Origin of the sequence: Achromobacter xylosoxidans, assembly GCF_001457475.1 — a bacterium.
Classification (GTDB): Bacteria; Pseudomonadota; Gammaproteobacteria; order Burkholderiales; family Burkholderiaceae_B; genus Achromobacter; species Achromobacter xylosoxidans.
In genome coordinates this window covers 4,854,036-4,868,332 of the sequence record NZ_LN831029.1, presented here as the reverse complement: position 1 = coordinate 4,868,332, position 14,297 = coordinate 4,854,036, and the positions used below count along the sequence as shown (strand labels likewise).

Annotated in this window: 9 protein-coding genes and 3 tRNA genes; 5 read left to right on the top strand and 7 right to left on the bottom strand. The window is 67.8% G+C overall.

Features of this window, described 5'->3' with window-relative positions:
• The first annotated feature begins 23 nt into the window (after positions 1–23).
• Positions 24–3,260 carry a hybrid sensor histidine kinase/response regulator gene (locus AT699_RS21785; protein WP_049055008.1) on the top strand — a complete coding sequence of 1,079 codons (3,237 nt, stop codon included), beginning with the start codon at positions 24–26 and terminating at the stop codon, positions 3,258–3,260.
• Positions 3,261–3,282: 22 nt separating this feature from the next.
• Here AT699_RS21785 and AT699_RS21780 read toward each other — a convergent pair whose 3' ends face one another.
• The 4 genes from AT699_RS21780 to acpA all read right to left on the bottom strand — a co-directional run bounded on the left by AT699_RS21780 (position 3,283) and on the right by acpA (position 10,489).
• Positions 3,283–6,630, bottom strand: a complete 3,348-nt coding sequence (locus AT699_RS21780; protein ID WP_024069845.1) for an autotransporter family protein — start codon at positions 6,628–6,630, stop codon at positions 3,283–3,285.
• A gap of 311 nt (positions 6,631–6,941) precedes the next feature.
• A complete protein-coding gene (gene mnmH / locus AT699_RS21775; RefSeq protein WP_024069844.1) occupies positions 6,942–7,985 on the bottom strand; it encodes a tRNA 2-selenouridine(34) synthase MnmH in 1,044 nt (347 codons plus the stop codon).
• 63 nt (positions 7,986–8,048) lie between these two features.
• Positions 8,049–8,666 (bottom strand): NUDIX hydrolase, encoded by a 618-nt coding sequence (locus AT699_RS21770; RefSeq protein WP_024069843.1) that lies wholly within the window; start codon positions 8,664–8,666, stop codon positions 8,049–8,051.
• A gap of 80 nt (positions 8,667–8,746) precedes the next feature.
• Positions 8,747–10,489 carry an acid phosphatase gene (acpA, locus tag AT699_RS21765; RefSeq protein WP_058207449.1) on the bottom strand — a complete coding sequence of 581 codons (1,743 nt, stop codon included), beginning with the start codon at positions 10,487–10,489 and terminating at the stop codon, positions 8,747–8,749.
• Positions 10,490–10,696: 207 nt separating this feature from the next.
• On the opposite strand from acpA, the gene AT699_RS21760 reads away from it, so the two are divergent.
• Positions 10,697–11,329 carry a TetR/AcrR family transcriptional regulator gene (locus AT699_RS21760; RefSeq protein WP_024069841.1) on the top strand — a complete coding sequence of 211 codons (633 nt, stop codon included), beginning with the start codon at positions 10,697–10,699 and terminating at the stop codon, positions 11,327–11,329.
• Between the two features lie 25 nt (positions 11,330–11,354).
• Here the strand turns inward: AT699_RS21760 and AT699_RS21755 are convergent, their stop codons facing one another.
• The gene (locus AT699_RS21755; RefSeq protein WP_049055003.1) at positions 11,355–12,044 is read right to left on the bottom strand and encodes an ATP-binding cassette domain-containing protein; all 690 of its coding nucleotides are present in this window, start codon (positions 12,042–12,044) and stop codon (positions 11,355–11,357) included.
• Positions 12,045–12,294: 250 nt separating this feature from the next.
• Between AT699_RS21755 and AT699_RS21750 the strand changes: the two genes are divergently transcribed.
• A tRNA-Arg gene (locus tag AT699_RS21750) sits at positions 12,295–12,371 on the top strand.
• A 105-nt stretch (positions 12,372–12,476) separates the two neighbouring features.
• Positions 12,477–12,553 (top strand) — tRNA-Arg (locus AT699_RS21745).
• Positions 12,554–12,709: 156 nt separating this feature from the next.
• Here the strand turns inward: AT699_RS21745 and AT699_RS21740 are convergent.
• Positions 12,710–12,922, bottom strand: coding sequence for a DUF3079 domain-containing protein (locus AT699_RS21740; RefSeq protein ID WP_006387697.1), 213 nt, complete (start codon positions 12,920–12,922; stop codon positions 12,710–12,712).
• Between the two features lie 310 nt (positions 12,923–13,232).
• Here AT699_RS21740 and AT699_RS21735 point away from each other — a divergent pair.
• A tRNA-Arg gene (locus AT699_RS21735) sits at positions 13,233–13,309 on the top strand.
• A 288-nt stretch (positions 13,310–13,597) separates the two neighbouring features.
• On the opposite strand, the gene AT699_RS21730 is transcribed toward AT699_RS21735, so the two are convergent.
• Positions 13,598–14,194, bottom strand: a complete 597-nt coding sequence (locus AT699_RS21730; RefSeq protein ID WP_006387698.1) for a short chain dehydrogenase — start codon at positions 14,192–14,194, stop codon at positions 13,598–13,600.
• Positions 14,195–14,297 lie beyond the last annotated feature (103 nt).

Genomic DNA, 14,297 nt, shown 5'->3' with positions numbered 1-14,297 from the left:
GTTCGTCCCCGCTCGATGCTCCTATGAAACTGGATACGCCGCTAATAAAAGTCATACGCGCTTCCCGTCGGTTGAACATCGCGCTGTTCGGCGTGCTGCCCCTGCTGCTGGTGCTCGGCGGGGTGCTGTATTGGGGCGCCCAGCGCATCCTGCAGCAGGAAGAGGAAAAGCTGCGCATCGACTTCTCCGTGCTGGTCGGCTATATCCACGCCCACGAGACCGTGTTGCAGAGCCTGCACGCCCAGGGCTTGAACCCCGATGGCCGGCGGCTGGTGACGGCCACGCCCGTCAGGGAAACGCCAGGCTTCGACCGGGCCGCCGGGGAGTTCTTCGACGGCCAGCACGCCATCGCCGCGATGCCGTTTTCGCTGTTGTGCCAGAGCCCCGATGCCTGCCCGGTGGTCGACGGCGTCTTCACCGGCATCGGCGGCTACCTGTCCGACTTCTATTCCACCCGCTGGGCCGCCTCGGTGTATCCGGCGGCGCCGCTGTTCATCATTTCGCCGAGCCAGCAGCTCAGCCTTAGCGTGCCGGCCATCTCCACGGTGTCCGGCTTCGAGCCATTGACGCGGCAGACCTTCCTGTCGGTGGTGGACGCGGTGGGGCGGGCGGCCGGCGGCGCCGATCCGGAAGACCGTTCCCATGGCGAGGGCCCGCGGGTCACCTGGCTGCGGGACGCCGACCTGCCCGACATGCTGATCGGCATGCTGCCGGTGACGCTGCCGCTGAACACCCGCGACGGCACCCTCACGGCGCGGCGCAGCGTCTATGCCGTGTCGCTGCTGAGCCGCGGCCGGGTCAGCATTTCAGAGCAGATCCTGCGCGAGCCGCTGTACGACCAGTTCTGGTTGCAGCACAAGGGCACCGGCGTACTCATCGGCGAGGGCGCGCCGCCCGCGGTCGGGCAGCCCGGCTTCCATTTCGGCGGCGACGGGCTGGTGCTGCGCATCGCCGATCGGACGGGCAGCTGGACCGGCTATTACAAGCTGAACTACGGCAGCTTCTTCCGCGCCAACATGTGGCTGCCGATCACGGTCCTGCTGATGCTCGGGCTGGGCCTGGCGGCGGGCGCGGTCTACCTGCTCTGGTACAACCGGCGCGTCATCCAGCCGGCTGAAATCGCCCACCTCGACATGGTCGAGAGCGAGGAGTTCAACCGCACCGTGCTCGATACCGCGCCGGTGGCGCTGTGCGTGCTGTCGCGGCTCGACGGCCGCGTGGTGTTCGGCAACGCGCTGGCCATCCAGTGGCTGGGCATCGCCGTGGGCGAGCAGCCGCGGGATTCGCCGGAAGCCAACAAGCTGCTGCGCCAGGTCCTGGGCGCCTCCAGGCCGGGCACCATCGAGACCTTCCGCACCCACGAGGGGCGGCCGCTGTTCGTGGCCTTTGCGCCCACGCGCTACAAGAAGCAGGACGTGGTGCTGTGTGCTTTCGCCGACATCAGCGCGCGCGCCGAAATGGAACACACGCTGGCGCAGGCCAAGCAACAGGCCGACCGCGCCAACGAGGCCAAGTCGACCTTCCTGGCCACCATGAGCCACGAGATCCGCACGCCCCTGTATGGCGTGCTCGGCACGCTCGAAGTGCTGTCGCTGACCCACCTGGACGACGAGCAGCGCCGGCATGTCGACCGCATTCAGGACTCGTCGGTGATCCTGCAGCAGTTGATCAGCGACATCCTCGACATCACCAAGATCGAGTCCGGCCAGCTGGGGCTCGAGATGGACGGCTTCGATCCGCGCGAGCTGGTGCAGCATTGCGTCGCCTCCTATGCCGGCATGGCCGAACAGAAGGGGCTGGTCATCTACAGCTGTATCGATACCTCGACGCCGGCGTGGGTGGTGGGCGACGGCGGCCGTATCCGGCAGATACTCAACAACCTGGTCAACAACGCCATCAAGTTCACCGATTCCGGCCATGTGGTGGCGCGGCTGCGCGCCGAGGTCCTGCCGGACGGCCGCGCCCGCCTGCATTTCCAGGTGGTCGACAGTGGCGTCGGCATCAGCGCCGAAAACCAGGTCTGCCTGTTCGAGCCGTTCTACCAGATCGATAGCGGATCGCACCTGGTGCGAGGCGCGGGCATCGGTCTGTCGATCTGCGCGCGCCTGGCCGAATTGATGGGGAGTACGATCCAAGTGACCAGTGAATTGGGATTGGGCAGCAGTTTTTCGATCGCCATCGACCTGGATACGGCCGAGCCTCCGCCCGGGCCGTCGCCGCGGTTGGACGGATTGCGCGTCTACGTGCGCAGCGCGCGCAAGGAGCTGAGCGAGAACATCTGCCAGTGGCTGGCCTATTGGGGCGCGCAGGCCAGCGTCGCGCCGGCGGTCATCGCGCGCGACGAGGACAGCGACGGCGTGCTGGTCGACGTGCACATCGTCGGCGACGCGGCGGCGCCGACCGAATGGCGGGGGCCGGTGGTCTCGGCCGGCGGCCGCGACGTGCGCGGCACCGCGCTGTACCGCGCCGACCGCCACTACCTGTCCAGCATCGGCTTCGCGCTCGAGCGATGGGCGCGCGGCGATACCGATACCGCCAAGGACACGGCGACGCCTCACTACGCGCCATTGAACCTGCGTATCCTGGTGGCCGAGGACAACCCGATCAACCAGGTGACGATGTGCGATCAGCTGGAGCAACTGGGTTGCCAGGTGACGGTGGCGCCGGATGGCGCCGAGGCGCTGGCGCAATGGAACATCGAGCCGTTCGACGTGGTGCTGACCGACGTCAACATGCCTCGCATGAACGGCTACGAACTGGCCGGCGCGTTGCGCGCGCAGGGCGTGACCGTGCCCATCATCGGCGTCACGGCCAATGCGCTCAAGGACGAAGAGGCCCGCTGCAAGGCGGCGGGCATGAGCAACTGGCTGGTCAAGCCGATCAAGCTGAGCCTGCTGTGGAGCCAGCTGCGCGCCGTTCGCGGCGAGCCGGCGGCGCCCCGGACGACGGCCGGCGCGGCCGAGGCCGCGAGCCCGCGCGCCGCGCCGCCCATCGTCGGCAAGTACCGCGAGGTGTTCCTGGAAACCATGACCCAGGACCTGGCGCGCATGGAACAGGCCGAGGCCGATGGCAACGCGCGCGACCTGCGCGCCGTGCTGCATCGCATGCGCGGCGGATTCGCCGCGGTGCAGGCGATGGATCTGTACCAGCAGGCCGAAAGCGCCGAGGACCGGTTGGTGGCCGATGGCCTGAACGACGCGGTGAGGGCGTTGCTGACCGCCCTGGCGGTATCGCTCAGGCAGACCCTGGCCGAACTCTGACGTCGGCCGCCCCGGCACGCGGTCACCAGCGATAGCTGACATTCAACATGCCGCCATAGCCGTGCTGGCTGTGGCTGCCCGTCTGGCCAAAGAGGTGGCCGGACACCTGCACCGCCTTGCCCACCCGGCCCTCCGCGCCCACCTTCAGCTCCAGGGCGTTGCGCGAGGGTTGGGCCTGCAGCGTGGTGCTGCCCATGCGCACGGTCGGATCGTCGCTGCGGTGCAGCCAGTTGGTCTCCAGGAACGGGCGAACGCTGCTCTTGCCCGGGCGCGGCGTGACCAGCGGATAGAGCCGCACGCCGACGCGCGACTGCCAGCTGCCGTTGTCGCCGCTGCGCATGCGCGTGCCTTGCAGCGTGGCGTCCTGGGCGCGGTAGCGGCTGTAGACCAGTTGCGCGTTCGGTTCGATCACCAGGGCTTCCAGCGCCGACCCGGCGGCGAAGGGCTTGAGGGCATAGCCGCCTTCGAGCGAGGCGCTCCAGACGTTCGAGCGGTAGCGCACCGACCCGAGTTCGCTGCTGACCTGGTTGGTGTAGCGGCCGTACTGGATCCATGTGTCGGCGTAGGCGCCCAGGCGGGTGAGGTCGTTGGCATAGAAGGTGCCGTAGACGCCACCGGCATAGCCGGAAACCTTGCCGCGGGCGCGGGCATGTGACGATTGCGTGGCGCCCGGCAGCATCAGGGTCGATACGGAACGCGAGCGCGCGTCGCCATAACCGCCCATCAGGCCCGCATAGAGGGCGCCCTCCCGGCCCAGTGGCGCCTTCAGCAGGTCGCCGCCCAGTTGCACCATCGCGCTGTCGGTGTCGACGTCGACACGCCCCTCGGACATGCGCAGGCCGCTGTCATGGCGGCCCTGCACGCGCGCCCACAGGCCGCGGCCATGGCGGGCGTCGGCGTCGCCGTCGGCATAGGCCGGCACGCGGTCATGCAGGCTGTGGGTGAAGAGCCGGGTGGCGGCGAGCCGGTTGCCGGCATAGGCGCCACTTTCGGGCGAGACGTTCTTGAAGCCGGGACCGCCCGGCAGAACGGGGTCCGGCGGGGTCACCGGACCGGTCGGATCGCCGGGGTCGGTCGGGTTGATCGGATCGACCGGATCGGGCGGCGTCACTGGCGGCGTGTAGTCGGAGGTCAGGTACCAGTCGGGCGCCACGGCACCGTTGCCGCCGCGCACCAGGCTGTAGTCATAGCCGTTGAGCGACACGGTACGGGCGCTGGCGCGGTAGCCGGTGGAGCCACTGTCCAGGTGGAACGCATCCGCCGTGGTGGTGCCGCCGTTGATGGTTTCGACCACACGAATGCCATAGGTGGTCTGGCCGCCGCTGCCGCCGGCGTTGACGATGCGCAGCGCGGTATTGCCGGACGTTGTGCCGCCGTCGATCACCAGCTTGTCGGTGGGCGAGGCGTCATCCCCCAATTGTGTGTTGAGCACCAGTGTGCCGCCGCCCACGTAATTGTTGACGGTCAGGGTCTTGAAGCCGGCGCCGCCCGCCGGGGCCGCGAAAGCGACGGTGCCGGCGTTGGACAGCGTGGCCAGGCTGGAATCGCCGCGCACGATCCAGGTGCTGGTGCCATCCAGCGTCAGGCCGTTGATGCGGCCCGTGCCGCGCTGCACCAGGGCGCCGTTCAGCGTCGAGCCGTTCGCCAGCGACACGTCCACCGTGCCGCTGTCGGCCAGCACGTCGCCGGTGAGCCGGGCGTTGGTGGCGTCGAGCGTGATCTGTTCGCTTTCGATGACGGTGGATACCCCGCCGCTGGTTACGGTCACCGCGCGCGAGTGCAGCAGCACGCCGCTGCCGACATCGCCGCCGGCGCGCGCGGTGATATCCGAGTCGGAGACCAGGAAAGTATGGCCGCCGCCCGAGGCGAGCAGGCCAACGCCGTCCTGGGTGTCGATGCGGCTGCCATTGCGCAGCGTGACGGTGTTGCTGACACCGGCGGCGGTGACGTAGCTCCAGATGCCATGGGCGCCTGCGCCGGCCAGCGTGAAGCCGGTGTTGTCCAGCGTGACCGCCGCGCGGTTGCTGACGGACAGGCCGGTCGCGTTGGCGCCGCTGGTGCTGATCTGGGTGTTGCGCGCCGACAGGCTGACGCCGGAGCCGCTGGCGAACAGACCATAGGCGCTGGCGCCCTCGGTGGTCACGCTGGCGTCCAGCAGTTCGATGGCGGCGCCGCTGGCGCGCGCCAGCACCCCGACTGCGCCGTCGCCACGGGTCTTGACGTTGACCTTGGTGGCCTTGATGGTGGCGGAGCTGCCGTATTCGCGGGATACATACAGGCCGTGGGCATTGGCATCGCGGGTCGTGACGTTGCCGTCGACCAGCGTGACCCGGCCCGCGCGGTTGTCCACGCCCACATGGGACGAGGTGAGATCAAAGCCGGTGGCCGTGAACGAGGTGCCGGTGGACGGCAGCCAGACGCCGGTGCCGTAGTAGCCCAGCGCCGAGATCGAAACGTTCTCGACCGCCGCGGAGGTGTCCTTGGCGTTGATGTTGATGCCATAGCCAAAGTCGCCGGTGGACGTCAGGGTGGCGTTGCGGATGTCGACGCTGGATGCGGCGCCGGTGCCCGAGCTGAGCATCACCGCCGAGCCGCCGGCGGTCAGGCTGCCGCCGTCCATCACGAAGCGGCCGCCCTCGAGCCGCGCACCGACGCCGGCGCCCACGTTGATCTCGGTGCCATACACGGACACCAGGGCATTGGCGCCGCGCACGCTGATGCCGTCGCCGTAATTGCCCGTGGTCGTGATCTTGCCGCCATGCAAGGTGATGCTGGCGCCGTTTTCGGCATAGGCGCCGCCGGCGTTGTACGCGGCGGTGGAGAGGACCACGTCGCGGGCGACGATGACCGAGCCGGCGCCCTCGGCGCTCAAGCCGCGGCTGCCGCTATTGGTGGTGGTGATGGTGCCGCCGTCCAGTTCGATGCGGCCGCCGGACTGCGCGTAGGCGCCGTGAGAATACGTGCCCTGGGTGCTGACGTCGCTGCCGCTCACGCTGACCACGCTGCCGGCGCCGCTGGCGGCCAGGGCATGCGCGCCCTGGCCGTCGCCCAGCGTCTTGATGGCGCTGTCCGACAGCGTCACCTTGCCGCCGGCGCTGGCGCGCACGCCGATGGTGCTGCGGGCGGAGGCCGATCCGGCCGTGACGGTGATGCCGGCGCCACGCACCGTGTTGCCGGCCACCGAGACATCGATGGCGGCGCCGGCGCCGGCATAGGTGGCGGTGTCGCCGTCGCCGAGCATCAGCTGCGTCGCGCCGGCGGCGTCGTTGACCAGCACCTGGCCGCGTTCGGCGGCGTCGGCCGAGCCGGCAAGGGCGGGCAGCGTGAGGGCAAGCAACCCGAGCATGATGGGGTTGAGGGGACAGTGCATAGGGGCTCCTTGGCCCTTGGCCTTGGCAACCCCATACACTTTTATCGATCAGATCCGGGCCCCGGACGAAACGGCGGCCACTGAAGCGTACTGGTGCGTATCGGACAAAGGCGATGACGTGGCAGTAGCGTCCATGGTGCGTTTCGGAAGCGCGCAGAAAAATAAGACGATTCTTAGAAGCGCTGTATAGATTGGAAGGAGAAGTAATGAATTGAAAACGGGCGCGGAAAGGCCGCATTTCCCGGCGGAAAAATGCGGCCTTTAAGAAAATTCTTGACTCCGCCGAAGCGGATTTCAGGTAGGAAAATGCGTCAGCCCAGCGCCGCCAGCAGCGCGCGCGCCTGCGCCACGAGATCGCTGTCGTTGGGACGGAACACCACTTGCAGCGCCTGGGGCAGGCGCGTGAAATGGGCGTGGCTGCTGCGGGCATAGGCCGGGTCGTAGTGTTTGTCGATCAGCTCGCGCGCCAGGTCGGCGTCGCGGCCTTCGTCGACCATGCGCAGCCAGTCGCCGATGGTGTCGCGGCTGTGCAGGCCGACCAGGCGTTGCAACTGCGACTTGAACGCGGCGGGGTCGTCCAGCAGTTGCGCATAGTCCTGCCGCAGGAAGGCGGCGCGGTCTTCGGGGCTGGCAGAGACCGCGACGCAGGCGCCCTGGTGCATGGCGGCCAGCAGCGCGGCGGGCAGCGCCACCGCGCCGATCTTGCGGCTTTCGGCTTCGACGAATACCGGCCCCGAGGCGTCCAGCTCGCGCAGGCGCGCCGCCAGCAGCGTGTCGAAGCGTTTTTGCGTCGGTTGCGGCACGCCCGGCCGCGCGCCCAGCAGCGAGCCCCGGTGCGCGGCCAGCGCCTCCAGGTCCAGCGTCTGCGCGCCAGCCTGTTGCAGCGCGTTGAGCAGGCGCGTCTTGCCGCTGCCGGTGGGGCCGGTCAGCACCACGAAGCGCAGGCCGGCGGGCAGCGCGTCCAGCGCTTCCAGCGTGGCGCGGCGGTAGGTCTTGTAGCCGCCATCGAGCTGGCGCGCGCGCCAGCCGATCATGTTGAACATCACCGTCATCGAGCCCGAGCGCTTGCCGCCGCGCCAGCAGTAGATGAGCGGGCGCCAGCCTTGCGTCCGGTCGGCGAAGGTGGTGTCGAGGTGGCGGGCGATGTTGCGCGCCGCCAGCGCGGCGCCCAGGCGCGTGGCTTCGAAGGGCGATTGCCGGTACAGCGTGCCGACGCGGGCGCGCTCCTCGTTGCTGAATACCGGGGCGTTCAGCGCGCCGGGGATGTGGTCGTCGGCATACTCGAGTGGCGTGCGCACATCGATGATGTCGTCGAACTCATCTCGTCTGTCCAGGCCGACAAGCAGATGTTTCAAGGCGGGAAGATCCAGGGAAGAAGAGCGAATTCTCGCACGCCGCCGGGGGACCTGCCGGACTCGCTAGTCCAGGAACACCCGGTCGGGCCGCGCCATGAAGGCGAAGGCGCGTTCGATATCCTGCGCGGCGACCCGGTCGCGGCACAAGTGCGGCAGTCGGTCCGGCGCGAAGTAGGCGGCGTCGGCGGTTTCCGGTCCCGGGGCGGGAGCGCCGTCGTCCAGCCGCTGGCACAGGAAATACAGCTTGTAGAAGTCGCGCACGTCGGGGGCGAAGGGCCCCTTGGCCTTGTGCCGCACGCCGTACAGGGCGCTGGCGCGCACCTTCAGGCCGGCTTCCTCCATGACTTCCTTTTCGGCGTTTTCGGCGGCGGAATAGCCGATCTCGGCAAAGCCGCCCGGCAATGTCCAGCGGCCGTTGTTGCGTTCCTGCACCAGCAGGATGCGGCCGTCGCGGATGACGGCGGCGCGCACGTCGACCTTGGGCGTGGGATAGGCGCGGGCGTCGGGGGACAACTGGGCGATGCGCTCGACTGGAGCCGTGGCCAGGCGCGCCAGCATGCCGTTGGCGATGTCCAGGGTCTCCTGCAAGCGCTCGCGTTCGTAGTCGTCGTCGCAATAGGCCAGGCCGGTGCAGGCGATGGCCTGCAGGCGCTTGGCTTTGGCGAACCAGAAGTCTTCCATGGCGGAGCATCCTCGCGTTGGCGGGGCGACGCGATTGCGCCCCTCCGAGGAAGATTCTAAGCCGTATCGGCGCGCGACGTTCAGGCGTTGAAGGCCAACGCGTTGGTCAGGTCGCCCATGGGCTGCTGGCCACGCGCTTTCATGGCGTCGTCGCGGGCTTTCAGGCCATCGAGGGTGGGCAGGTCGAACAGCCGCGCGGCCAGGCGCAGGATCGAGCCGGTATCGTAGATGGTGTGGTCCACGGTGCCTTTGCGGGCGAAGGGCGAGACCACCAGCGCGGGAACGCGGGTGCCAGGGCCCCAGCGGTCGCCCGCCGGCGGCGCGACATGGTCCCACCAGCCGCCGTTCTCGTCCACGGTGATGACCACCACCATGTTCTCCCATTGGGCGCTCTTGCGCAGGCTGTCGACGATGTGGGCGATGTGCCGGTCGCCCGAATCCACGTCGGCATAGCCGGCGTGCATGTTCAGGTTGCCTTGCGGCTTGTAGAACGTCAGCGGCGGCAGCTTGCCGGCTTCGGCATCGGCCAGGAACCGGTTGGTCGACGCCAGATCGCCCAGGCCGCCATCGCGCAGGTGCGCGGCGCGGGCCGCGGTGCCGGGGCCGGTGCTCTTGAAGTAATTGAAGGGCTGGTGGTGCGCCTGGAAATTGGGCGACGACGGAAAGCCGGAATTGGCGGTCGAGTCGACCGCCGCCTGCCAGCCGCCCGCATACCAGGCCCAGTCCAGGCCCTTGGCGTCCATCAGGTCGCCGATGTTGGGGTGTTCCTGCGGCACCATGGTCTGTGGGCTGGTGGCGTCGGCCAGTTCCGGATGCGCGGCGTCGCGCGAGAACGACGGCCAGTAGGGCGGGGCCATGGTGTTGACGCCATAGCCGTCCGGCGTCAGCGCGCTGGCACCGAATTGCGGGATGCCGGTGAGGGCGCTGGCCGGCGAAGCGGGCTTGGGCTGCAGGCGCGGATCGGCCGGATCGCTGCTTTGCAATTGCGCGATCTGGGTGCTGGCGACCGAGGCGGCGGCGTTCGGATAGAACGGCGGACGACCGGCGATCAGGTACTGGTGGTTCAGGAACGAGCCGCCGAAGGCGCCCTGGAAAAAGTTGTCGCACAGCACGAATTCCTGCGCCAGCTGCCACAGGCGCAGGTTGTACGCGGAGTCGCCATAGTGGCCCATGACCAGGGCGCCCGAGTCGGCCCAGGCCACGAAGCGGTCGTTCTTGCCGCCGTTGATCTGCATCTGGTTCTGGTAGAACACGTGCCACAGGTCGCGCGTGACCACGCCCTGCGGCAGCGGCTCGCCCTGCGGACCGCGCAGGTCGAACGGCGCGTTGGGCAGGTTGTTCATGTAGGGCGCGTTCTCGGCCACCTGATAGGCAACATGGTTGGCCTGCTGCGAGGTTGGCACCATGCCGCCCCACACGGGCGGCAGCACCGGCAGCGGCGTACCGTCGCGATCGTTCTGCGTGTAGTCCGCGGCGGTCAGTGCCGACAGCGGTTTTTCCACGCCGGGGAAGTTGGCGAAAAGGTTGTTGAAGCTGCGATTCTCCGCGAAGATCACCACCAGCGTCTTGACGTTCTTGCGCAATTGCGCCGTCACGTCGACCGGCGCGGGGGCGGTGGGAGGCGTGTTGTCGTTGCCGTCGTCATCGTCGTCGCTGGAGCAGCCTGCCAGGGCGCCCATCGCGGCGGCGCTGGCGCCAAGCGCCGCGATGCCGGTCAGGAAGCCGCGGCGGGTGGCCCGGGCGGGGGCATTGGCATCCTGGGAATCGGCGGCGGTCGGTGTCGCGACGGCCGGCGTGGCCGCGCGCTTTTCTTTTTCAGACATGTTGTAGACCTTGCGGTGTGGGCGGCGCCCTGTCATTGCGCCACGGGTCGCCGGATGACAGCCGGCTTGAAATGGGTTTGCAGGCCGGTAGGCTAGAGACCGCAGGTTCTATCGATGTGACCGTCCGCTGTCAGAAAGCTGTACGCTGGGGAGGCTGGCGCAAAATTCCCTTAGACTGGCGCCATGGATGAAATCCGAGTGAAAGCAATGACCGATCACACCGCAGACGACTCCGCGCACAGAACGGCGCCGTCCCGCACCAAGCCCGCGGAAGTGCGCCTGGACGAATTGATGGGCGCCGCGCAGGCGCTGTTCCTGGAAAAGGGTGTCGAGGCCACCACCATCAGCGAGATCACCGAGGCGGCTGGCGTGGCCAAGGGCACGTTCTACGTGTACTTCCCGTCCAAGCAGGAAATGCTGGTGGCGCTGGGTGAACGGTATGTGCGGAAGTTCGTCGAGCGGCTCGAGCGCGCGGTCGCCGCCTGCGCCGAGGACGACTGGGAGGGGCGGCTGCGCGCCTGGATCCATGCCAATGTGTCGATGTACCTGCGCACCTATCGCGTGCACGATATCGTCTTCACGCATCCGCACCATCATGCGCGCGAGGGTCATACGGAAAACCAGGTGGTCACGCAGCTGCAGGGAATCCTGCGGGCGGGCGCGCAGGCCGGCGCCTGGCGTCTCGACAATCCGCGCATGATGGCGTTGCTGATCTATGCCGGCGTGCATTGCGCGACCGACGATGCGATCCTGTCGCGCCAATCCGATGCCACCGATTTCGCTCGCGGCATCGCCGATGCCTATCTGCGCATGCTGGGCGCGCGGACTGATTCCGAGTAGCCGTCGGCGCCGCGTGAAGCGGGGTTCATGCGGACGACAACAGCGTGGCGTCCAGGTCGCCAGCCTGGACCTGCTGGCGCAATTGCGCGGGCGTGCCCTTGGCGACCAGGCGGCCGTGGTCCAGCACGAGCACGCGGTCGGCCACCTGCAGCGCGGCGGCGGCATCGGTCATGGCGATGACGGCGCGGATGCCCAGCTCGCTTGCCGCATGCTTGAGCAAGGCGGCGATGCGCGCCTGGCACGAGGCGGCCGGCGGGCCTTCGGGTTCGTCCATCAAGATCACGTCCGGCTTGCGGACCAGGGCCAGCGCCAGTAGCAGGCGCTGGCGGGCTGCCGCATCCAGCCGTTCCACCAGCAGGCCGGCGGCGTGCGCCAGGTCGGCTTGCCGCAAGCAGGCGTCGACCGCCTGGATCTCTTCGGTTCCGAGCGCCCAGCGCCCGCCTTGCTTGTGCGCCAAAAGCAAGGCCTCGAACACGCGCAGCGAAGGTACTGTCACGGGTGGCGCCGCTGCCAGGATGATGCGCGCGCCGCTCTCGCCGTCGGCCATGTCGCGCGCCAGCCGGCCCAGCAAGCCCGTCTTGCCGGACGCCGCCGGCCCCAGCACCACGGTGAGCATGCCGATCGGCAACGGGCCGGGGCGCAAGGGACCCAGCCCGGGCGGTGGCACGGGGCACGGCACGGGCGACGAAGCGGAGTGGGGGAAGGGAGCGATCATGGCGGTAGCGGGGCAAGCGGCGCGCCGATGTCGACGCGCGGTCCGAGACAGACTATAGATAATGACTGACCGCCAGTCAATGATAATGAGAGGTGTTGTCAAACAGCGCGGGGGATGTCACGCCCCTTGCCACCGGCAAGGCCATGTTTGGTATGAGCACGCTCGCGGGCGGCATGCCGTGCAGGCGATCGCGGCACGCAACTTGCGCGGTTTGCGAAACAACGCTATGATTCAAGGCTTGCTTTTTCAAGCGCCCGTAGCTCAGCTGGATAGAGTACCTGGCTACGAACCAGGGGGTCGTAGGTTCGAATCCTGCCGGGCGCGCCATTGAAAATGCAGGACAGCAGTAAAAAGCAATGCAAAAAAAGCAGTGCAAAAAACCTGCAGTGCGAGCGTGAAATTATTCTGATATAATTTTGCCTCTTTGCCGGAGCGCCCGTAGCTCAGCTGGATAGAGTACCTGGCTACGAACCAGGGGGTCGTAGGTTCGAATCCTGCCGGGCGCGCCAAAGTAAAAACGAAAGGCCTTTGATTTTTTAATCGAAGGCCTTTTTGTTTTTCCGGCGACGCCTTGTGTGGTGTGGCGAGGTGTGGGTGTGGGGAAACGAGGCGGCGCGAAGTGAAGCCGCCGGACGGGGAAGGCCTTGAAACACCTCGCGGCGGGTTCAGCCCGCGGTGGTGGCCGCGACGGTTTTTTCCTCGCTGTCTTCCAGGTCCCAGTTGCCAACCGTGTACCAGTCGTCGCCCAGCAGTTCCGCCGGATGCATGGTGCGATCGGAACCGTTGCCACAGGCCAGCGCGTCGGTCGGGCAATAGCGGTCACAGCCCCAGCAGATGCGTTCGGGGTGCTTGGGATGCAACGGAAATTTCTTGGCCATGCTGATGCCTCCATCCAGGCTGCCGGAGGGCGCGCGACAAGTTCGGGCTCGCCCGGTTTCTTCCGCGGTGCCGCGGATTCGCTGCCGCGCATTGATGGCTTCAGCGTAGCGCCGTTGGTTCGTGCGGGAATTGATCTGGCGCAAGGCGTGTGGGAGCGTGCCGGACTGGGTCCATGCTGTCCGGCGCATCGGTCCCCGGGTCCGAGGGACGCCGCTCCCGAATGCCGCTCACGTGTTGCCTCAGAACCCGGCACGGGCGGGCCGATTTGCCGAGCTCAGCCGCTTCATGTTATAAACACGCCTCTTTAGCGCGCCCGTAGCTCAGCTGGATAGAGTACCTGGCTACGAACCAGGGGGTCGTAGGTTCGAATCCTGCCGGGCGCGCCACCTCATTTCACGCAGCGCCACTGCACGCTCTTCATTGCACCAGGCAGTGAGTTTGAGACCAGTGGCGGGACCAAGGGTTGATGCAGCGCTGAGACCAGCGGTTGATGCAGCGCTGGGAAAGCACAGCGCAAACAGCATTGCGAAAAGCACTGGAAAAGGCCTGGCGGTCACTCGCCAGGCCTTTGTCATTGTGGGCGCGCGGGCGGCTTCGCCGCATGGAACTGACCACCGCCCGGACCCATCTGCCGGCGCAGGCCCTCTTTGAATCCCTGCGCTGGCGGCACGGCGTTACCAGACGCGGTAGGTGCGGCCGGTCTGCGCGCCTTCCACGCTGCGGCTGTAGGCCAGCGCCACGCGTTGCGCCGGCGCGGCTTCGAAGCCGGCGAAGTAAGGGCCGTAGCCCTCCCACGATTCTCGCAGCACGGTCGGACTGACCGAGTTGATGCGCGCGTTGCGCAATTCCACGGCCGCGCCGCGCACAAAGCCGTCGATGGCCGAATTGACGGCCGAGGCGTTGGCGCCGAAGCGGATGGGTTCGTCGCTGACGATGCCGCTGGTCAGCGTGATGGAGCCGCCCTGGTTCAGGTAGTGCTGGCCGATCAGCGCCAGGTCGACCTGGCCCAACAGCTTGTCATGCAGGCCGATCCTGAACTGGTCCGCGGTCATCTCGGCCAGCGGGCCGAAGTGCAGCGTGCCGGCGGTGGAAACGATGGCGTCGACCTTGCCCACGCGCTCGAACAGCTCGCGGATGCTGTCGCTGCGCGTGATGTCGACCTGGTATTGGCCTTGCGTCTTGCCCACGGCGATGATCTCGTGGCGTTGGCCGAGTTCCTGGGCGACGGCGCGGCCGATGGTGCCGCTGGCGCCGATAAGTGCGATTTTCATGGGGATTCCTGGTATGCGGGTTTGGGGGCGCGGACGGGGTGCCGGCGCATGCAAGCATTCTGCGGATTCCATTCCTGTGGAAAAATCCACGAATGGTTGGAAC

What these genes read in the sequence shown, in the direction of transcription:
- AT699_RS21785 (WP_049055008.1), top strand. Translation starts at nt 24, where the DNA reads ATGAAACTGGATACGCCGCTAATAAAAGTCATACGCGCTTCCCGTCGG.
- AT699_RS21780 (WP_024069845.1), bottom strand. Translation starts at nt 6,630, where the DNA reads ATGCACTGTCCCCTCAACCCCATCATGCTCGGGTTGCTTGCCCTCACG.
- AT699_RS21770 (WP_024069843.1), bottom strand. Translation starts at nt 8,666, where the DNA reads ATGGAAGACTTCTGGTTCGCCAAAGCCAAGCGCCTGCAGGCCATCGCC.
- acpA (WP_058207449.1), bottom strand. Translation starts at nt 10,489, where the DNA reads ATGTCTGAAAAAGAAAAGCGCGCGGCCACGCCGGCCGTCGCGACACCG.
- AT699_RS21760 (WP_024069841.1), top strand. Translation starts at nt 10,697, where the DNA reads ATGACCGATCACACCGCAGACGACTCCGCGCACAGAACGGCGCCGTCC.
- AT699_RS21755 (WP_049055003.1), bottom strand. Translation starts at nt 12,044, where the DNA reads ATGATCGCTCCCTTCCCCCACTCCGCTTCGTCGCCCGTGCCGTGCCCC.
- AT699_RS21740 (WP_006387697.1), bottom strand. Translation starts at nt 12,922, where the DNA reads ATGGCCAAGAAATTTCCGTTGCATCCCAAGCACCCCGAACGCATCTGC.
- AT699_RS21730 (WP_006387698.1), bottom strand. Translation starts at nt 14,194, where the DNA reads ATGAAAATCGCACTTATCGGCGCCAGCGGCACCATCGGCCGCGCCGTC.